Here is a 17,803-nt window from a genome sequence, read left to right on the forward strand (position 1 = left end):
GCCGGTCCCACCGGAGTGGGACCGGCTGTTCGGCCGGGTTCAGATCACTTCGGCTGGGCCGGTGAGGTCACCTTGACGGTGCCCGCGATGATGTCGGCCTTCAGCTTGTCGACCTCGCCCTTGAGCTCGGGGCTGACCTTGGTGTCGAAGTCGTGGTAGGGCGCGATGGAGACACCGTTGTTCTCCAGCGTGCCCAGGTAGGAGCCGGTCAGCATGCCGGTGCTGTCGGCACCCTTGACCGCCGCCTCCTTGACCGCCTCGGGGATGTTCTTGACGACCGTGGTCAGGAACGAGGAGCAGTACTGCTGCGCGCTCTCGCAACCGTCGACGTCGACCCAGACGACCGAGTACTTGTTGCCCGCGTTGGCCGCGGTGCCCAGGCCCGTGCCGCCGGCGACCGGCATGATCACGTCAGCGCCCTGCGCCACGAAACCGTCCGAGAGCGCCTTGCCCTTGCCCTGGTCGGTGAAGCTCTGGGCGAACTGGCCCTTCTGGGTGGTCTTGTCCCAGCCGAGCACCTGGACCTTGTCGTTCTTCTGCTGGTTCCAGTAGGCGACGCCGTCGGCGAACCCGTCCATGAAGATCGTGACCGGGGGAATCGGGAGGCCGCCGTAGGTGGCCACCTTCTTGGTCTTCGAGTAACCCGCGGACAGGTAGCCGGCGAGGAACGCGGCCTGCGCGGTGTCGAACTGCATCGGGTACACGTTGGTCGCACCCGGGATCGCCGAGTCGACGATCGCGAACTGCTTGCTGGCGTTGGCCGACGCGACCTGCTTGGTGGCGTCGCCCATCAGACCGCCGACGGCCAGGACGAAGTTGCAGTCCTGCTGCGCGAACTGCGTCAGGTTGGGCACGTAGTCGGCCTCGGCCTTGGACGACACGTTCTTGGGCGTGGCCAGCTTGTCGCTGTCGGCCTGCGCGTCCTGGAGGCCCTTCCACGCCGACGCGTTGAACGACCGGTCGTCGATGCCGCCGATGTCGGTGACCATGCACGTCTTATAGGTGCCGGCGGCAGGGGCGGCACTGCTGTCGCCGGTGCCACTGCTGCTTTCCGGAGCGTCACCACACGCGGCAAGGCCCGCCATAAGGCCACCCACCGCAAGTATCCCGACGATCCGCATCCCACGCACTGAGCGCAAGACGGTCTCCCTTCCCATTACACACCGCAAGGGATGCGCGGTGAGTTCACGTTGCTCGGGAGCGTACGCCCAGCTACCGCGCGGAACGAAAATCCAGACTCGACTGTTGGATGGCCGTTACGCAGGCGTGACTTGCGGTTGAACGAAATCGCCCGGGCAGTTATGAAGGGCCCCTTCCCAGCGGTTTCCGCATAGGAAGGGACCCTTGTTAACCGATGTCGCTCAGAGCGCAGCGGGCACGCGAGCCGCGGGGTCCTGCGCCGGTGTGGGTCGGCGGGTGCGGACGGCGCCGGCCAGCGCCAGCAGGAGGCCGAGTGCGGCGTATGCGAGCAGCACCCAGGCCGGCCCGGCGGCGCCGGCCCCGTCGAAGAACGCCGTCGACCGGAGCAACGAGCCGCCGGCACCGATCGGCAGGAACTGGCCGACCGCACCCCACGGCTGGGGCAGCAACTCGGGCGCCGCGCTGACCGCCGACAGCGGGTTGCCGACCAGGAACACCGCGAGCACCGCCAGCCCGATGCCGGGCCGCCCGGCGACCGCGCCGAGCCCGGTCACGGTGCCGGCGACGGCCGTGGCGAACAGCCCGATCGCGGCCGCGTTGAGCAGGTAGTCGCCGGTCAGCACGCCGAGCCACTGCTGCAGCACCAGCGGTGCGACCGCGCCGGCGAGCACCCCGAAGACGAGCACGCCGGCGAACCGGGCCCAGTGGCCGCGGACCAGCAGGGCCAGCGCGGCGCCGGCGGCCAGCGCGGTGAGGGCCAGCGGGAGGAAGCCGGACGCGAAACCGGCGCCGCGCGGGTCGTCGGGTGAGCCGGGCGCGATGTCGGTCACCGGCGCGTTCATCCCGGCGGCGGCCTGGCCGACGAGTTGGGCGACGGTCGGGCTGGCGCCGCTCGCGGTGTGCACGGCGGGCCCGGTCGGGCCGATGACGAACGCCGCGTAGGCCTGGTGGTCACGCAGCAGCGCGTCGGCGGCGGCCGCGTCCGGTGCCCGGGTGATCTCGAACGCGCCCGGCGGCAGGTGTGCGACCAGCGACTCGGCGGCGGGCGCCGGCCCGGCGACGACCACGGGCAGGTCGCGCGGGCCGAGGTTGGCGGCGGGCGCCGCGAAGAGCGGGACGAGCAGAGCCTGCGCGACCACGATGCCGACCCCGATGAGGACGGCGATCAGGAGCGGCGGGCGACCCTGGCGAGGCATGACCATCTCCTTAAAACGAATGCTCGTTCTCCTTCAATGGTCCGAGGATCCCATCGATGGCTGTCGGTAGTCAAGAACGAGCGTTCGTTTTAAGATGTAACCCATGCCACGCGTCTCCGAAGCCCACCTCGCTGCCCGCCGACAGCAGATCCTCGACGCCGCGCAGCGGTGCTTCACCCGCGACGGCTTCCACAACACGTCGATGCAGGACGTGATCGCCGAGGCCGACCTCTCGGTCGGCGCGGTCTACCGCTACTTCAAGAGCAAGAACGAGCTGATCACCTCGATCGCCGAGTCGGTGATCGACGCGGCCTCGGAGATGTTCGAGGATCTCGCCCGGCACGAGCCACCGCTGGCGCCGACCGAGGCGGTCGAGCGGGCCGTCGAGTTCGTCGAGCGCGAGACCGGCCCCGACGGGCTGCTCCGGATCGCCCTGCAGGTCTGGGCCGAGGCGATGCGCGACCCGGCGCTGGCGGCGTTCGTCTTCGACGCCTACACCCGGATGCGCGGTCACTTCACGCTGCTGGCCACGCGGGCCCGCGACGCCGGTCGACTGCCGGCCGACGCCGACGTCGAGGCCGTCGGCGCGGTGCTGTTCGGCACGGTCCCGGGCTACGCGCTGCAGCGGATGCTGGCGGCCGGCCCCGACCCGAAGACCTACATCGCCGGCCTGCGCGCCCTGACTTCCTGACCGAATACCCTGCACAGCATGCGTGCCCGCCTGTCCGACATCGCGCTCCGGGCGCGGGTCAGCGAGGCGACCGTCTCCCGGGTGCTCAACGACAAGCCCGGGGTCTCCCCGGACACCCGGGAAACCGTCCTCGCGGCCCTCGACGCGCTCGGCCTCGAGCGCCCCGCCCGGCTGCGCAGGCGCAGCGCGGGCCTGGTCGGCCTGGTGGTGCCGGAGCTCAACAACCCGATCTTCCCGGAGTTCGCGCAGACGATCGAGTCGGCGCTGGCGCAGCGCGGCTACACGGTCGTGCTGTGCACCCAGACCCCGGGTGGGGTGACCGAGGACGAATACGTCGAGATCCTGCTCGACCGCCAGGTCAACGGCATCGTGTTCGTCTCCGGCCTGCACGCCGACGCGACCGGCGACCACGAGCGCTATCGCCGGCTGGTCGCCCGGGAGCTGCCGATCGTGCTGGTCAACGGCTACGTGCCGGGCCTGGCGGCGCCGTTCGTCTCCCCCGACGAGCAGGCCGCCGCCGAGTTGGCCGTCGCCTACCTGGCCGCGCTCGGCCACAGCCGGATCGGCCTGATCAGCGGGCCGGACCGGTTCCTGCCGGTGCGCCGCAAGATCGAGGGCTACCGCGCCGCGATGCGGGCACAGGGAAGCCTCTCCGAGGAGGAGGTCGGCGGGCTGATCTCGTTGTCGCTCTTCGGCGTCGAGGGTGGCGAGGCCGCCACCCACCGGCTCCTCGACGCCGAGGTCACCGGCATCGTCTGCGGCTCCGACATGATGGCCCTCGGCGCGATCCGCTGCGCCCGGCGCCGCGGCCTGCGGGTGCCCGACGACGTCTCGGTGGTCGGCTACGACGGTTCGCCGCTGATGGCGTTCACCGACCCGCCGCTGACCACGGTCCGGCAGCCGGTCGAGGCGATGGCGGTGGCGGCGGTGCGGGCGCTGGTCGACGAGATCGAAGGGCACGCCGCACCGCATTCGGAGTATCTGTTCCGCCCGGAACTCGTCGTCCGTTCGTCGACCGGGATCGCCAGGACGCACTGAAAGCGCTCCTTGCGAAGCTTGCGCAAGCCCTGTCGGGTCCTTGCAGTCACGAGGTTGTTTCCGGCATGCTTCTTCGGTGCCAAGGGAACAGGGGCAATTCGCAGTCAATGCGGATGAAGCAGGCGCTGACTGGTGGCGGGACGCGGTCGTCTACCAGGTCTACGTGCGCAGTTTCGCCGACTCCAACGGTGACGGCATCGGCGATCTAGCCGGTCTCCGCGACCGCCTGCCCTATCTACGGGACCTCGGCGTGGACGCGATCTGGCTCACGCCGTTCTACCGCTCGCCGATGATCGACGGCGGCTACGACGTGACCGACTACCGCACCGTCGACCCGATGTTCGGCGACCTCGACGACTTCGACGCGATGACCGCCGACGCGCACGCGCTCGGCCTGCGGGTGATCATCGACGTGGTGCCCAACCACACCTCCAGCGCGCACGCCTGGTTCCAGGCCGCGCTGGCCGCGGCGCCGGGCTCGCCCGAGCGCGAGCGCTACCTGTTCCGTGACGGCCGCGGGCCGGACGGCGCCGAGCCGCCGAACGACTGGGAGTCGATCTTCGGCGGCGACGCCTGGACCCGGGTCCCGGACGGCCAGTGGTACCTGCACATCTTCGACCCCGAGCAGCCCGACCTGAACTGGGAGCTGCCCGAGGTGCGGGCCGAGTTCGAAGACATCCTGCGGTTCTGGCTCGACCGGGGCGTCGACGGCTTCCGGGTCGACGTGGCGCACGGCAACATCAAGGCGCCCGGACTGCCCGACGTGGGCTACAGCAGCAGGACCGGGCGCAACCAGCGGCAGAGCCGGCTGCTCGAGGGCACCGTGCTGCCCTACTTCGACCAGGACGGCGTACACGAGATCTACCGGTCCTGGCGGCGGATCCTGGACAGCTACCCGGGCCGGATGGCGGTCGCCGAGGCGTGGGCGTCGACGCCCGAACGGCTGGCCCGCTACGTCGGCCCCGACGAGTTGCACCAGGTCTTCAACTTCGACTTCCTGCACGCGACCTGGAGCGTCGACTCGTTCCGCAAGGTGATCGACACCGCGCTCGCCGAGGCCAACCTGGTCGGCGCGCCGACCACCTGGGTGCTGTCCAACCACGACAAGCGGCGACACGTCACGCGGTACGGCAGTGGCGAGGTCGGCCTGCGCCGGGGCCGGGCCGCGGCGCTGATGATGCTCGCCCTCCCCGGCGTCGCCTATCTCTACCAGGGCGAGGAACTCGGCCTCGAAGAGGTCCTCGACATCCCCGACGAGCTGCGGCAGGACCCGGCCTTCCGGCGCACGGGCGAGAGCCGCGACGGCTGCCGGGTGCCGCTGCCCTGGGCCGGCCAGACCGCGCCCTACGGGTTCGGCACCGGCGGTAGCTGGCTGCCGGCCCCGGCCACCTGGGCCGGTCGCACCGTGGCCGCGCAGGACGGCGTCGCCGGCTCGACGCTCGAGCTCTACCGGGCCGCGCTGCGGCTGCGCCGGGCCGAGACGGCGCTGGGCGGCGGCGAGCTGACCTGGCTGCAGGCCGAACCTGGGGTGCTGGCGTTCCGCCGCGGCGAGCTGACCTGCGTGGTCAACCTCGGCAGCGAGCCGGTCGACGTGCGCCGCTACGGCGCTCCGATCCTCGCCAGCGAGCCCCTCGACGAAGACTTGCTGCCGGTCGACGGCGCGGCCTGGTTGAAACCGGTGCCCTTGGGGTAACCCATTACCCACGAGGCCCCTGTGGTGGGGGTGTGGTGGGTAAGTGCCCCGGCGTCGACTCGCGTCCGCCGGGGCACCGCCATGTCTCAGGGGTTGTCGGCCCGGGGCGCGGTGAGCTTGGCCGCGATCCGGCCCCAGCCGGCCATCAGCTGGTCGGGATTGGGCGGCGGGAGGGCGTGCCCCTCGTAGTCGAGGCCCTCGTCCTCGCCGCCGGTCTCGCCGTCGAGCCCCGCGTCTTCCAGGTCGAGGTCGTCGAGCGAGCCGTCGGACGGGCGCTCCTCGTGCAGCGCCGCGATCCGGGCCGCCTCGATCTCGCCGCGGATCTCGTCGGTGGAGATGTGCGGCATCAGCGGCTCGACGACGGCCATCAACTCCTCGTCGGCCACCACCGACTGGGCCAGCGCCAGCGCGTGCGGGCGCTCGTAGGGCCCGCTCACGATCGGCTCCCATTCTTCGTCGTCGGCCAGCGGGCCGAACGTGATGATCCACGGCAGCTCGTGGAGCGGCGAGTCGTCGGGCAGCCGCAAGGTCACCAGTGCACCCATCCGACCATCATGCGCCGCCGGACGGCCCCTGGTGCCCGTTCGGCCCGTCATCTTCGTCATGATCGACCGGCGAGGTGAGGTGCAATGGCGGCGGGGTGACCCGCTCGGCACTCAGGTCGCGCACGGTGCCGTGGGTGTCGGTGGCGGCCGCCGCGGCCGCCCAGATCAACACCTGGTTGAACAGGTAGAGGTAGACCAGCAGACCGATCGGACCGATCAGGGCGTACGCGGCGTTGCTGCGCACCCAGTCGACGTAGAGCCGGCCGACCGAGTTGAGGATGGTCAGCCCGCCGCTGACCATCACCATCGGCAGGATCAGCCGGATCGGGCTCATCCGGATCCGCGGTATCGCGCACAGCAGCGCGAAGCCGATCACGAAGTTGACCAGCACGGTCAACACGTAGGTCAGCACCATCAGCCACACGCCGCCGTCGCCGATCAGCCAGGTGAGCAGGGTCCTGAGCCCGTCGACGGCGCCGACCGAGACGATCAGCATGACGAAGACGATCAAGAGCACACCGATATCGATGATCCGGCGTACGACCAGGTTGCCCGGCTGTTGCTTGAAGCCGTGCACGGCCCGCTGTGACGACCGCAGCGCCTCGACCCAGCCGATGCCGGTGAACACCAGGCCGATCAGGCCGATGATGCCGATCGGCCGGCCGGTGGTCTGCACACCGTTGACCGCGTTCTCGACGCTCTTGATGTCGAGGAACGGCAGGTTGTCGGTGAGGAAGCTGACCACGGCCTCGTTGACGCCGCGGTCGTTGAGCACGAAGCCGAAGGCGGCGTAGCCGACCAGGGCGAACGCGAAGATCGCGAAGAAACCGTAGTAGGCGATCGCCGCGGCCAGCCGACCGCCCAGCACGTAGCCGAACCGGTCGGCGGCCCGCCAGAAGTGGTCGAACGCTCCGGACCGCTCGCGCGCGCGGTCGATGGCCCCGTTGATGCGGGCCTCGAGACGCGCGAAGACGTTCACATGGGCATTCTTGCGGATCTACGCGGACCCGCGCCGCCGGTGTGTGTCAGGCGCCTCTGCTGGGGAAGAAGCCGACCCGCTCGTAGACCGCGGCCAGCGTCGGCGACGCCACCGCGCGTGCCTTGTCGGCACCCATCGCGAGCAGCTTGTCGAGCTGGGCCGGATCGTCGAGATATCCCTTGGTGCGCTCCTGGATCGGCTTGACGAACTCGGCGACCACCTCGGCGAGGTCTTTCTTGAGGTCGCCGTAGCCCTTGCCCTCGTACGCCAGGACAAGCTCGTCGATGGGTCTGCCGCCGAGCACTGAGTAGATCGTCAGCAGGTTGGAGACGCCGGGCTTGGTCGCCGGGTCGTAGATGATCTCGCGACCGGTGTCGGTGACCGCGGAACGGATCTTCTTGGCCGACTTGGCCGGGTCGTCGAGCAACTCGATGATGCCGGCCGGCGACGAAGACGACTTCGACATCTTGGCGGTCGGCTCCTGCAGGTCGGTGATCTTCGCGGTGTCGCGCACGATGAACGGCGCGGGCAACGTGAAGGTCTTCCCGAACTGGGTGTTGAACCGGCCGGCCAGGTCGCGGGTCAGCTCGAGGTGCTGGCGCTGGTCCTCACCCACCGGCACGGCGTCGGCCTGGTAGAGCAGGATGTCGGCCGCCTGGAGGATCGGGTAGGTGAACAGGCCGACGCTCGCCCGGTCGGCGCCCTGCTTGGCCGACTTGTCCTTGAACTGCACCATCCGGCTGGCCTCGCCGAAGCCGGTGATGCAGCTCAGCACCCACGACAGCATCGGGTGCTCGGGCACCTGCGACTGCACGAAGAGGGTGCACCGCTCGGGGTCGAGGCCGAGCGCGAGCAGTTGCGCGGCGGAGACCCGGCTGCGGGCGCGGAGCACCGCCGGGTCGTGGCCGCCCGTGATCGCGTGCAGGTCGACCACGCAGTAAAAGGCGTCGTGGGTGTCCTGCAACGCCACCCACTGGCGGACCGCTCCCAGGTAGTTGCCCATGTGGAAGGAGTCGGCGGTCGGCTGGATGCCGGAGAGCACCCGGGGCCGGGCGGTGGGAGCGTCGGACATGCCGGCAATTCTGCCAGCTCTCTCTGGGAACCCCACCGGCCCCTCGGAACTCGTACGGTGTGGCCAGTAACGGAGAGGACGGCGATTGGCGCGCGACCGGGGCACGACCGACCAGGCGATGGAAGAGCTCTACCACGCCTGTTATCGGCGTCTGGTCGCGCAGGTCTACGCGTTCACCAGCGATCTGACGGAGGCGCAAGACGTGGTGCAGGAGGCGTTCGCCCGGGCCATCGCCCGGCCGCGGGGTCTCGCCGACGTCGACAACCCCGAGGCCTGGTTGCGCACGGTGGCCGTCAACGTCGTCCGCCGGCGCTGGCGGCGGCGCAAGCTGCTCGACACGATCATGCTGCGCGACCGGCCGGTGGCGCAGACGGTCGAGCCGGCGCCCGGGCCCGAGCGCGCCGACCTGCGCCAGGCGCTCGCCACGCTGCCGGCCGGCTTCCGCGAGGTGGTCGTCCTGCACTACTACGCCGACCTGCCGGTCGACGAGATCGCCGCGTTGCTCGGCGTGCCCGCCGGCACGGTCAAGTCGCGGCTGTCCCGGGCCCGCACGGCGCTGGCCGGCCAGCTCGACGGCTACCGGACGGAGGTGACCCGTGCCCGATCTTGACAACCGGCTCGCCCGGTCCCGCACCGCCCTGCTCGACGAGATCGAGCAGCCACCGCTGGCCGACGTCCGTCGCCGCGCGCGCCGCATCCGGCGCCGCCGTTCCACCGCCGCCGGCGCCACGGTGCTCGCCCTGCTCGCTGTGATCGGCATCGGTGCCCGGCCCTGGCAGCACGACAGCACGCCCGACATCACCGCGACCAGGCCGCCGGCGATCGCCCCGGTCTACCAGGGCGGCGGCATCAAGATCACCGGTCTGTCGCCCGATCCCGTCCTCAGCCTCGACGGCGCCATCGCCGACGTGGAGTTCACCGACCCCCAGCACGGCGTCGCCGCGGCCGGCTGCGACAAGGAATGCCCTCCGCTGGCCAGCACCGCCGACGGCGGCGTGCACTGGCAGGAGGTCGCGCAGTCGCCGAGCGGTGCCGGGCTGACCGACGTGATCGCCTTCCCCGGCGGTCGCTGGCTCCTGCGCGGCACCGATCTCTACTGGGCATCGGCCGACGCGACCCGGTGGCACATCGTCACGCCGCCGACGCAAACCTCCCGAGCCTCGATCGGCAAGGGCGAACTGCCCCAGGCCGAGCAGCCCGCCGGGCGGGTGATCGTGGTCAGTCCCGACCGCGGTCCGCTCGGTCCGCTCGCGCACCAGCCCGGCCTCGCCGTCCGCTGGGTGGCGCCGGCACCGGCCGGCGACGGCGCCTGGTGGGTCGGCGGTCTCGACGGCGCCGCCCCGGCGGTCGCGGTCAGCCACGACTCCGGCCGCACGTGGAAGAAGACGACCCTGCCCGAGCCGGCCACCGCGACCGACACCGTCGCCGTCAGCACCCTGGGCAGCGAGGTCTACGCGGTGGCCCGCAACGAGGCGGGCGAGGTGCTCGGGATCTACCACTCCACCGACGGTCGCGGCTTCGCGGCGACCTACCTGCCGGCTTCCACCGGCGGGCAGGAAACGCCGACACGGTTCACCGGCGACCCGGTGCCGCTGCTCGACGGCCGGCTCCTGCTCGTGCGGCCGCTCGGCACGCCGAGCTCGTGGTGGGTGAGCGAAGACGCGGGGGCCACCTTCACCCCGGTGGCCGGCCTGCCCGCGGTCGGTTCGATCCGCCGCACCTACGCCGGCTACGTCGCCTACCGCCTGTTCGACGACACCTGGGCGGCGTTCTCCACCGACGGCGCCGACTGGCAGAAGCTCCAGGTCTACTAGTCGCGCGCGGTGGCCCGCTCGGTGGCCGGCTCCCGGCGGGGCGGCAGCATCGGCATCGGGATGGTCGCGATCACCTGGACCGGTGGCGGTTCGACCACGCGGATGGCGACCCGGGCGACGCGGCGCCCGTCGAGTTCGAGCACCCGCAGCACCCAGCCTTCGTCGGCGCCCTTCTCGGCGGCCGGCACCGGCGCCTCGTCGCCGACCCGGGGCACCCGGCCCAGGCGGGCCATCACATAGCCGCCGACCGTCTCGTAGGGTCCGGGCGGCAGGTCGAACCCCGCGCGCTCGGCGAAGTCGGCCAGGTTGAGCCGGCCGTCGAGATCGGTCGGGCGGCCGGGCACCGGGTCGGGCTCGATGTCGTACTCGTCGTGGATCTCGCCGACCACCTCTTCGATCAGGTCTTCGAGCGTGACGATGCCGGCGGTGCCGCCGTACTCGTCTATCACCACGGCCAGGTGGTGCCGCTCGCGGCGCATCTCGCTGAGCGCCACCAGCACCCGCTTGCTGGCCGGGATCCGCTTCACCTCGCGGGTCAGCTCGCCGATCGTCACCCGGCCGTCGCCCTCCGGGCGGATCAGCAGGTCGCGCAGGTGCACGAAACCGACGACGTCGTCGTGGGTGCCGTCGACCACGGGATAGCGGGTGTGCGTCTGTTCGCGTACCCGATGGGCGGCGTCGGCCAGGGTGAGTCCCGCGGACAGGAACATCACCTCGGTACGCGGCCGCATCACCTCGCGCACCATGGTGTCGCGCGCGACCAGCACCTCGTCGATGATCCGGCGTTCGACCGGGTCGAGGCGGGTGTTGGCGGCGACCAGGTCGCGCAGGTCAGCCTCGCTGATCTGCTCGCGGCCGGAGGACGGGTCGGCGCCGAGCGCGGCCGTCAGCCCGTCGGCGGTGCGCACCACGAGACGGGCGAGCCGCCGGGCGACCGGTCCTGGATTCCGCTGGGGACGCCCCGCCGGAAAACGCCGACGGGGCCCGGCTGTGCCGGGTTGACTAGCAGCGGGCCCTGCCTGCATGCAGCGATCGTAGACACGTCCCGCTCCTCGCGCCGAACGCTTGTGATGGGATGCAGCCCATGAGCGACGTCACCGCCCGCGCGGCCGCGGGCTTCTCCTCCGCTTTCGGTGCCGAGCCGGCCGGGTTGTGGGCCGCGCCGGGGCGGGTCAACCTCATCGGCGAGCACACCGACTACAACGACGGTTTCGTGCTGCCGTTCGCGCTACCGCACCGCACGGTGGTGGCCGCCGCGCCGCTGCCGTCGCCGCGGTGGCGGGTGTGGTCGGAGCAGAGTGACGAGACGATCGAGTTCGATGCGGCGCAGGCCGACCAGCCGGGCAAAATTGACGGCTGGGCCGGGTATGTCGCGGGCGTCGTATGGGCGCTGCGGTCCGCGGGCCACGACGTGCCGGGTGCGTCCCTGGCCGTCGCCTCCGACGTTCCGGCCGGCGCCGGCCTTTCCTCGTCGGCCGCGCTGGAATCGGCCGTGCTGACCGCACTGGCCGACCTGGGTGGGCTGGCGGTGCCGGTGGCCGAGCGGCCGGAACTGGCGCAGCGGGCGGAGAACGACTACGTCGGCATGCCCTGCGGAATCATGGACCAGTCCGCGTCGATCCGCGCCGAGGCCGGCCACGCGCTCTTCCTCGACTGCCGCACGCTGGAAATCGAGCAGATCCCGTTCGACGTCGCATCTTCCGGGCTGGCCGTGCTGGTCGTCGACACCAGGGCGCCGCACCGGCACGCCGGTGGCGAGTACGCCTCCCGCCGCCGCGCCTGCGAGGAAGCGGCGGCGCTGCTCGGCGTGCCGGCCCTGCGCGACGTCGAAGACCTCGACGCGGCGCTGGCCGCCCTGCCGGACGAGGTGATGCGGCGCCGGGTGCGGCACGTGGTGACCGAGGACCAGCGGGTGCTCGACACCGTCGAGTTGCTGCGCGCCGGCCGGGTCCGGGAGATCGGCCCGCTGCTGACCGCGTCGCACGCGTCGATGCGCGACGACTTCGAGATCACCGTGCCCGAAGTCGACCTCGCGGTCTCGACCGCGCTCGCCGCCGGGGCCTATGGTGCCCGGATGACCGGTGGCGGCTTCGGCGGGTGCGTGTTGGCGCTCGTCGACGCGGACGCCCTCGATGCCGTGGCGGCCGCGGTCGCGGCGGGCTATGCCGAACGGGCGTTCACCGCACCGGTCTGGTTCGCCGCCCGCCCGGGCGCCGGTGCGGAGCGGGTCGGGTGACCCTGCCGCGCCGCTATCCCCTGACGTCGGCCGTCTTCGTCGTGACGGCGGTGCCCAGCCTGCTCCAGTTCGCGTTCCCGTCGGTGCTCACGACGTTGCAGCGCACCCCGGCCATCCGCGACGGCGAGGTCTGGCGGCTGGTCACCTCGCTCGTCGTGCAGGACGGCGGCTGGTTCGGCACGATCTCCAACCTGTTCTTCCTGGTGGTGGTCGGCTCGCTAGCCGAACTGGTGCTGCGCCGCTGGCTCTGGGCGGTGTGCTACTTCGGCTTCGGCCTGGTGGCCGAGGTGATCGCGGTCGTCTGGCAGCCGACGGGCGGCGGCAATTCGATCGCCATCTGCGGCCTGGCCGGCGCCCTGACGGTCGCGCTGCTGACCCGGCCGCTGCGCGCCAGCGCCGCCTGGCGGTCGGACGCGCTCGGCGAGGCACTCCACCCGCGCCACCTGTGGATGCCGGCCGGCGTGGCCTGGTGGTCGGTGGCGCTGCTCGGCACCGCCTCGGTGGTGGCCCTCTACATCGGCGTAGCGGCCGGCGCGGCCGTGCAGGTCGCCCTCATCGCGGGCGGCCAGCAGGGCCGCGGCAACCGGACGCTCGGCCGCGTCGTCGGGGCCGGCGCGCTCGCGGTGGGCATGGCCCTGACCGGCCTGCGCAACATCCACGGGCCGCCACTGCTCCTCGGCGCCGCCCTCACCTTCGCGGCCGCCCGCCGCCGCGCGTAGTCGCTGCCCAACGCGGATCCTGGTAAAGCGGCCCCGATTGGGCCTTGGTCAGCTCGCTTCGACGATCATGCCGGCGGCGACCGTGCGGTTGGTGGCCTCGTCGACCAGGATGAAGCCGCCCGTTGTGCGGTTGCGGCGGTATTCGTCGGCGAGCAGCGGCGCGGTCGTGCGGAGCTTGAGGCGGCCGATCTCGTTGAGCCGCAACTCGCCGGCCTCCTCGTCGCGGTGCAGGGAGTTGACGTCGAGGCGGTAGTGCAGGTCGCGGACGACCGTGCGGACCGAGCGGGTCGTGTGCTTGAGCGCGTACTTGCCGCCCACCCGCAACGGCTTGGTCTCGTCCATCCAGCAGACCATCGCCTCGATGTCCTGCGCGACGGCCGGCGCGTTGTTGGGTCGGCAGATCATGTCGCCGCGGGAGATGTCGATCTCGTCTTCCAGGCGGACCGTCACCGACATCGGCGGGAACGCCTCGGTGACCGGGCCGTCGGCGGTGTCGATCGCCGCGATCCGGCTGGTCAGGCCGGACGGCAGCACCATCACCTCGTCGCCGGGCTTGAGCACCCCGGACGCCACCTGGCCCGCGTAGCCGCGGTAGTCGGTCACCGTGGTCGACTGTGGACGGATCACGTACTGCACCGGGAAGCGCACGTCGACCAGGTTGCGGTCGGAGGCGATGTGCACGCGCTCCAGGTGGTGCAGCAGCGACGGGCCCTCGTACCAGGGCATGTTGTCCGATCGTGAGGCGATGTTGTCGCCCTTGAGCGCCGAGATCGGGACCACCGACAGGTCGGGAGCCTCGAGCTTGGCCGCGAACGCGGTGAACTCGTCGGCGATCCGCTCGTAGACCTCTTGCGACCAGTCGACCAGGTCCATCTTGTTGACGCAGAGCACCAGGTGCGGCACGCGCAGCAGCGAGCACAGGAACGCGTGCCGGCGGGACTGCTCGACCAGGCCCTTGCGCGCGTCGACCAGGATCAGCGCCAGGTCGGCGGTGGACGCACCGGTCACCATGTTGCGGGTGTACTGGATGTGCCCGGGCGTGTCGGCGATGATGAACTTGCGCCGCGGCGTGGCGAAGTAGCGGTAGGCGACGTCGATCGTGATGCCCTGCTCGCGCTCGGCCCGCAGGCCGTCGGTGAGCAGCGCCAGGTTGGTGTATTCGTCGCCGCGGGCCGCGCTGACCGCCTCGACGGCGGCGAGCTGGTCGGTGAAGAGCGACTTGGTGTCGTAGAGCAGCCGGCCGATCAGCGTCGACTTGCCGTCGTCGACGCTGCCCGCGGTCGCGAACCGGAGCAGGTCCATGGTGCGCTGCTCGGTGGAAGTCGGCGCCGACATCAGAAGTAGCCCTCTCGCTTGCGGTCTTCCATGGCCGCCTCGCTGACCCGGTCGTCGCCGCGGGTGGCACCCCGCTCGGTGATCCGGGTGGCGGCGACCTCGTCGATCACCTTTTCGACGGTGTCGGCGGCGGACTCGACCGCCGCCGTGCACGACGCGTCGCCGACCGTGCGGTAGCGCACCTTGGCCGTGAACGGCTGTTCGGCGCCGCGCGGCTGGATGAACTCGTTGACCGCGTAGAGCATGCCGTCGCGGGACAGCACCGTCCGCTCGTGCGCGTAGTAGATCGACGGCAGGTCGAGGCGCTCCTGCTGGATGTAGTGCCAGACGTCGAGTTCGGTCCAGTTGGACAGCGGGAACACCCGGATCGACTCGCCCACGTGGTGCCGGCCGTTGTAGAGCGACCACAACTCGGGACGCTGGTTCTTGGGGTCCCACTGGCCGAACTCGTCGCGGAAGCTGAACATCCGCTCCTTGGCGCGGGCCTTCTCCTCGTCGCGCCGGGCGCCGCCGAAGAGCGCGTCGAAGCGGTATTTCTCCACCGCATCGAGCAGCACCGGGGTCTGGATGCGGTTGCGCATCCCGTCGGCCGACTCGACCACCAGGCCCGACTCGATCGCCTCGGGCACGCTGGCGACCAGCAGGTGCAGGCCCAACTCGGCGACCCGGCGGTCACGGAAGGTGATCACCTCGGGGAAGTTGTGACCGGTGTCGACATGCATCACCGGGAACGGGATTCGCGCCGGCGCGAACGCCTTCTCGGCGAGCCGGAGCATCACGATCGAGTCCTTGCCGCCGGAGAAGAGCAGCACGGGGCGCTCCAACTCGGCGACGACCTCGCGCATGACGAAGATGCTCTCCGCCTCGAGCGCCGCGAGGTGGGAGACCCGGTAGGCCGGCGGCATGGAACCCCTTCGAAATTGTCTAGTGGATAACTAGGTTTTTCCGGAGCGACTCTACCCCGGGATGTGTTGCCGCAGCGCCGCGAGCAACCGTGGGGCCAGATCCTTGCGACAGACCACCAGATCTGGGAGCCGGGGATCGGTCTCGTTGTATTTCAGCGCAGATCCGTCGATCCGGGAAGCGTGCAGACCGGTGGCCGTCGCCACAGCGACCGGTGCCGCGGAGTCCCACTCGTACTGCCCACCGGCGTGCACGTAGGCGTCGACCTCGCCACCGACGACCGCGGCGATCTTCACGCCGGCCGAGCCCATCGGCACCAGTTCGGCATCGAGCCCGGCGGCCAGGTCGGCCAGGAAGGCCGGGGGCCGGCTGCGGCTCGCGGCCAGGCGCAAACGAGGATGCGGACCCATCGGCGGGTACGTGGGTGGGAAGTCGGTCGCCAGGGTCCGGTGCTGTGCCGGGATCGCGACCGCGCCGGCGAGCAGCTTGTGCGGGCTGGTGCCGTGCCGGCCCCAGAGGGCGACGTGCACCGCCCAGTCGTCGCGGCCCTCCTCGGAGAACTCGCGGGTGCCGTCGAGCGGGTCGACGATCCAGACCCGCTCGGCGCCCAGCCGGTCGGCCGCGGTGCCGGCGGACCTGGCTTCCTTGTCTTCCTCGGACAGCACCGCGTCGGCCGGCCGCCAGCGGGCCAGTTCGGTGCGCATCAGCTCGTGTGACAGCTTGTCACCGGCCGCCTTCAGGGCGTGCGGGTCGGCGAAGCCGACCTCGGCCCGGGTGCGCATCAGCAGTTCACCGGCGCGCCCGGCCAGCCAGCGGGCGAACGCGCCGTCGATCACCGGCGGAGTCATGAGGGGTGTCTCCTCGTTGTCAGTAGGCGCCGCTCGGGCGCACCACGGCGGCCAGCGTGCGCATCAGGATCACCAGGTCCAGGGAGAGCGACCAGTTCTCCACGTAGCGCAGGTCCAACCGGACCGCCTCCTCCCACGGCAGGTCGGACCGGCCCGACACCTGCCACAGCCCGGTCATCCCGGGCTTGACCGCGAGCCGGCGCCGCACGTCGTCGGCGTATTGCGCCACTTCCTGAGGCAGCGGCGGTCGCGGGCCCACCAGCGACATCTGGCCGAGCAGCACGTTGAACAGCTGCGGAAGCTCGTCGAGCGAGAACCGGCGCAGCCGGCGCCCCACCGGGGTGATCCGCGGGTCGTTGCGGATCTTGAAGAGAACGCCGTCGTGCTCGTTGAGGTGTCGCAGTTCCTGCAGCCGGGCCTCCGCGTCGAGGTACATGCTGCGGAACTTGTAGATCAGGAACTCCCGGCCGTCGCGACCGGTGCGTACCTGCCGGAAGAGTACCGGCCCGGACGAGTCGAGCCGGATCCAGAGGGCGACGACCAGTAGGACGGGTGACAGCAGCGCCAACAGCACCGCGGCACCCAACCGATCGAAGACCTCCTTGCCGAGCCGGGCCGCGCCCTCCAGCCGGGGGTGCTCGACGTGCAGCATCGGCAGCCCGTCGACCGGCCGGATCGTGGTGCGGTCGCCGGCCACGTCGATCAGCGCGTTGGCCAGGATCAGGTCGATCTCGTCGCGCTCCAGCCGCCAGGCCAGCCGGCGCAGCGTCTGCCCGTCGATCTCGGGGCAGGACAGCACGATGACCGTGTCGGCGCCGGAGCTGTCGACCGCGTCGGCGACGTCGTCGAAGGTGCCGTAGACCGGGAGGCCGACCTCGCCGTCGTGCTGCGGCGGCAGGCAGGCGCCGACCACCTCCAGGCCGTGGTAGCGCTCGCGGCGCAGCTGCCGGGCCAGGTGGATGACGGCCAGTTCGTGGCCGACCACGATCACGCGGCGCAGGCAGTCCCCCTTCTCGCGGGCCCGGTGCAGGCGCTTGCGCAGGCCGAACCGGACCGCGACGGTGGCGAAGGTCGCGGCGGGCAGGGCGATCAGCACGTACGAGCGGGCGAGCGGGATCTCCAGGGCGTAGGAGACCATCGCGACGCCGGCGATCAGGCTCAGCCCCGCCCGGATCACCCGCTGGTATTCGTCGGTGCCGACGAACAGGAACCGGGCCTCGTACACCCGGGACAGGCCGACGGCGACGACCAGCGCCACCGGCAGCAGCGCCGAGAGCACCAGATAGTCCTGGTTGTAGCGGGTCAGGTCGTCGCCGAAGCGCAGCTTGAACGCCAACCCGCCGGCGGCGGCACCGACCGCGAGGTCGGCCAGCAGCAGCGTGCGGATGTAGCGCCCTTCCCACGCCGCCCGGCGGGACAGGGCGGCGTGCCGGCCGGGAATCCGGCGCAGGAGTGAGCCCCGTCTTTCCTGGGGCGGGTCGGCCCGCCGCGGGCGGCGCTCGCGGTCACCGGCCTCGAGCCCGCGGTCCATCAGTTCGCGCACGGTGGCGTGATCGAACCGACCTTGCTGCACCCACGCCTCCCCCGGTTAAGC

General features: G+C 71.3%; 17 protein-coding genes. 7 read left to right on the top strand and 10 right to left on the bottom strand.

The window, feature by feature from the left end; genetic code table 11:
- Positions 1-44: 44 nt before the first annotated feature.
- Together AB0J74_RS04970 and AB0J74_RS04975 are read right to left on the bottom strand one after the other, a co-directional pair.
- Positions 45-1,121 (bottom strand): BMP family ABC transporter substrate-binding protein, encoded by a 1,077-nt coding sequence (locus tag AB0J74_RS04970; protein ID WP_363445454.1) that lies wholly within the window; start codon positions 1,119-1,121, stop codon positions 45-47.
- Between the two features lie 240 nt (positions 1,122-1,361).
- Positions 1,362-2,336, bottom strand: a complete 975-nt coding sequence (locus AB0J74_RS04975; protein ID WP_363444781.1) for a hypothetical protein — start codon at positions 2,334-2,336, stop codon at positions 1,362-1,364.
- A gap of 103 nt (positions 2,337-2,439) precedes the next feature.
- Here AB0J74_RS04975 and AB0J74_RS04980 point away from each other — a divergent pair, with 103 nt between their 5' ends.
- From AB0J74_RS04980 to AB0J74_RS04990, 3 genes are all read left to right on the top strand, one after another.
- A complete protein-coding gene (locus AB0J74_RS04980; RefSeq protein ID WP_363444783.1) occupies positions 2,440-3,027 on the top strand; it encodes a TetR/AcrR family transcriptional regulator in 588 nt (195 codons plus the stop codon).
- 18 nt (positions 3,028-3,045) lie between these two features.
- Positions 3,046-4,065, top strand: coding sequence for a LacI family DNA-binding transcriptional regulator (locus AB0J74_RS04985; protein ID WP_363444785.1), 1,020 nt, complete (start codon positions 3,046-3,048; stop codon positions 4,063-4,065).
- A gap of 76 nt (positions 4,066-4,141) precedes the next feature.
- Positions 4,142-5,758, top strand: coding sequence for a glycoside hydrolase family 13 protein (locus AB0J74_RS04990; RefSeq protein WP_363444787.1), 1,617 nt, complete (start codon positions 4,142-4,144; stop codon positions 5,756-5,758).
- Positions 5,759-5,844: 86 nt separating this feature from the next.
- Here the strand turns inward: AB0J74_RS04990 and AB0J74_RS04995 are convergent, their stop codons facing one another.
- The 3 genes from AB0J74_RS04995 to trpS are packed head-to-tail and all read right to left on the bottom strand — an operon-like array spanning position 5,845 to position 8,354.
- A complete protein-coding gene (locus tag AB0J74_RS04995) occupies positions 5,845-6,303 on the bottom strand; it encodes a hypothetical protein (RefSeq protein WP_363444789.1) in 459 nt (152 codons plus the stop codon).
- Positions 6,304-6,310: 7 nt separating this feature from the next.
- On the bottom strand, positions 6,311-7,282 hold the full coding sequence (locus AB0J74_RS05000) for a YihY/virulence factor BrkB family protein (RefSeq protein WP_363444791.1): 972 nt from the start codon (positions 7,280-7,282) through the stop codon (positions 6,311-6,313).
- Between the two features lie 46 nt (positions 7,283-7,328).
- Complete coding sequence (gene trpS, locus AB0J74_RS05005) at positions 7,329-8,354, bottom strand: tryptophan--tRNA ligase (protein WP_363444793.1); 1,026 nt, start codon at positions 8,352-8,354, stop codon at positions 7,329-7,331.
- Between the two features lie 85 nt (positions 8,355-8,439).
- Here trpS and AB0J74_RS05010 point away from each other — a divergent pair, with 85 nt between their 5' ends.
- A complete protein-coding gene (locus tag AB0J74_RS05010) occupies positions 8,440-8,964 on the top strand; it encodes a SigE family RNA polymerase sigma factor (protein ID WP_363444795.1) in 525 nt (174 codons plus the stop codon).
- A complete protein-coding gene (locus AB0J74_RS05015; RefSeq protein ID WP_363444797.1) occupies positions 8,951-10,168 on the top strand; it encodes a hypothetical protein in 1,218 nt (405 codons plus the stop codon). Before AB0J74_RS05010 ends, AB0J74_RS05015 begins: the two co-directional genes overlap by 14 nt.
- On the opposite strand, the gene AB0J74_RS05020 is transcribed toward AB0J74_RS05015, so the two are convergent.
- Positions 10,165-11,193 carry a hemolysin family protein gene (locus tag AB0J74_RS05020; protein ID WP_363444799.1) on the bottom strand — a complete coding sequence of 343 codons (1,029 nt, stop codon included), beginning with the start codon at positions 11,191-11,193 and terminating at the stop codon, positions 10,165-10,167. The genes AB0J74_RS05015 and AB0J74_RS05020 overlap by 4 nt on opposite strands.
- Before the next feature lie 59 nt (positions 11,194-11,252).
- Here AB0J74_RS05020 and galK point away from each other — a divergent pair, with 59 nt between their 5' ends.
- Both galK and AB0J74_RS05030 read left to right on the top strand, forming a co-directional pair.
- A complete protein-coding gene (galK, locus tag AB0J74_RS05025; RefSeq protein ID WP_363444801.1) occupies positions 11,253-12,404 on the top strand; it encodes a galactokinase in 1,152 nt (383 codons plus the stop codon).
- A complete protein-coding gene (locus AB0J74_RS05030; RefSeq protein WP_363444803.1) occupies positions 12,401-13,123 on the top strand; it encodes a rhomboid family intramembrane serine protease in 723 nt (240 codons plus the stop codon). The genes galK and AB0J74_RS05030 overlap by 4 nt, the downstream gene beginning before the upstream one ends.
- A 48-nt stretch (positions 13,124-13,171) precedes the next feature.
- Here the strand turns inward: AB0J74_RS05030 and AB0J74_RS05035 are convergent, their stop codons facing one another.
- The 4 genes from AB0J74_RS05035 to AB0J74_RS05050 are packed head-to-tail and all read right to left on the bottom strand — an operon-like array spanning position 13,172 to position 17,782.
- Positions 13,172-14,458, bottom strand: a complete 1,287-nt coding sequence (locus AB0J74_RS05035) for a GTP-binding protein (RefSeq protein ID WP_363444805.1) — start codon at positions 14,456-14,458, stop codon at positions 13,172-13,174.
- Positions 14,458-15,363 (bottom strand): sulfate adenylyltransferase subunit CysD, encoded by a 906-nt coding sequence (cysD, locus tag AB0J74_RS05040; RefSeq protein WP_363444807.1) that lies wholly within the window; start codon positions 15,361-15,363, stop codon positions 14,458-14,460. Before cysD ends, AB0J74_RS05035 begins: the two co-directional genes overlap by 1 nt.
- A 51-nt stretch (positions 15,364-15,414) precedes the next feature.
- Entirely contained in the window at positions 15,415-16,197 is a 783-nt protein-coding gene (locus AB0J74_RS05045; protein ID WP_363445456.1) for an inositol monophosphatase family protein, read from the bottom strand.
- A 31-nt stretch (positions 16,198-16,228) separates the two neighbouring features.
- Positions 16,229-17,782 carry a sugar transferase gene (locus tag AB0J74_RS05050; protein WP_363444809.1) on the bottom strand — a complete coding sequence of 518 codons (1,554 nt, stop codon included), beginning with the start codon at positions 17,780-17,782 and terminating at the stop codon, positions 16,229-16,231.
- Between the last annotated feature and the right edge of the window lie 21 nt (positions 17,783-17,803).

Source organism: Asanoa sp. NPDC049573, assembly GCF_040676615.1.
GTDB lineage: Bacteria > Actinomycetota > Actinomycetes > Mycobacteriales > Micromonosporaceae > Asanoa.

Coding starts and splice junctions, on each gene's coding strand:
- AB0J74_RS04970 (WP_363445454.1), bottom strand. CDS start 1,121: ATGCGGATCGTCGGGATACTTGCGGTGGGTGGCCTTATGGCGGGCCTT.
- AB0J74_RS04975 (WP_363444781.1), bottom strand. CDS start 2,336: ATGCCTCGCCAGGGTCGCCCGCCGCTCCTGATCGCCGTCCTCATCGGG.
- AB0J74_RS04980 (WP_363444783.1), top strand. CDS start 2,440: ATGCCACGCGTCTCCGAAGCCCACCTCGCTGCCCGCCGACAGCAGATC.
- AB0J74_RS04985 (WP_363444785.1), top strand. CDS start 3,046: ATGCGTGCCCGCCTGTCCGACATCGCGCTCCGGGCGCGGGTCAGCGAG.
- AB0J74_RS04995 (WP_363444789.1), bottom strand. CDS start 6,303: ATGGGTGCACTGGTGACCTTGCGGCTGCCCGACGACTCGCCGCTCCAC.
- trpS (WP_363444793.1), bottom strand. CDS start 8,354: ATGTCCGACGCTCCCACCGCCCGGCCCCGGGTGCTCTCCGGCATCCAG.
- AB0J74_RS05020 (WP_363444799.1), bottom strand. CDS start 11,193: ATGCAGGCAGGGCCCGCTGCTAGTCAACCCGGCACAGCCGGGCCCCGT.
- galK (WP_363444801.1), top strand. CDS start 11,253: ATGAGCGACGTCACCGCCCGCGCGGCCGCGGGCTTCTCCTCCGCTTTC.
- AB0J74_RS05035 (WP_363444805.1), bottom strand. CDS start 14,458: ATGTCGGCGCCGACTTCCACCGAGCAGCGCACCATGGACCTGCTCCGG.
- cysD (WP_363444807.1), bottom strand. CDS start 15,363: ATGCCGCCGGCCTACCGGGTCTCCCACCTCGCGGCGCTCGAGGCGGAG.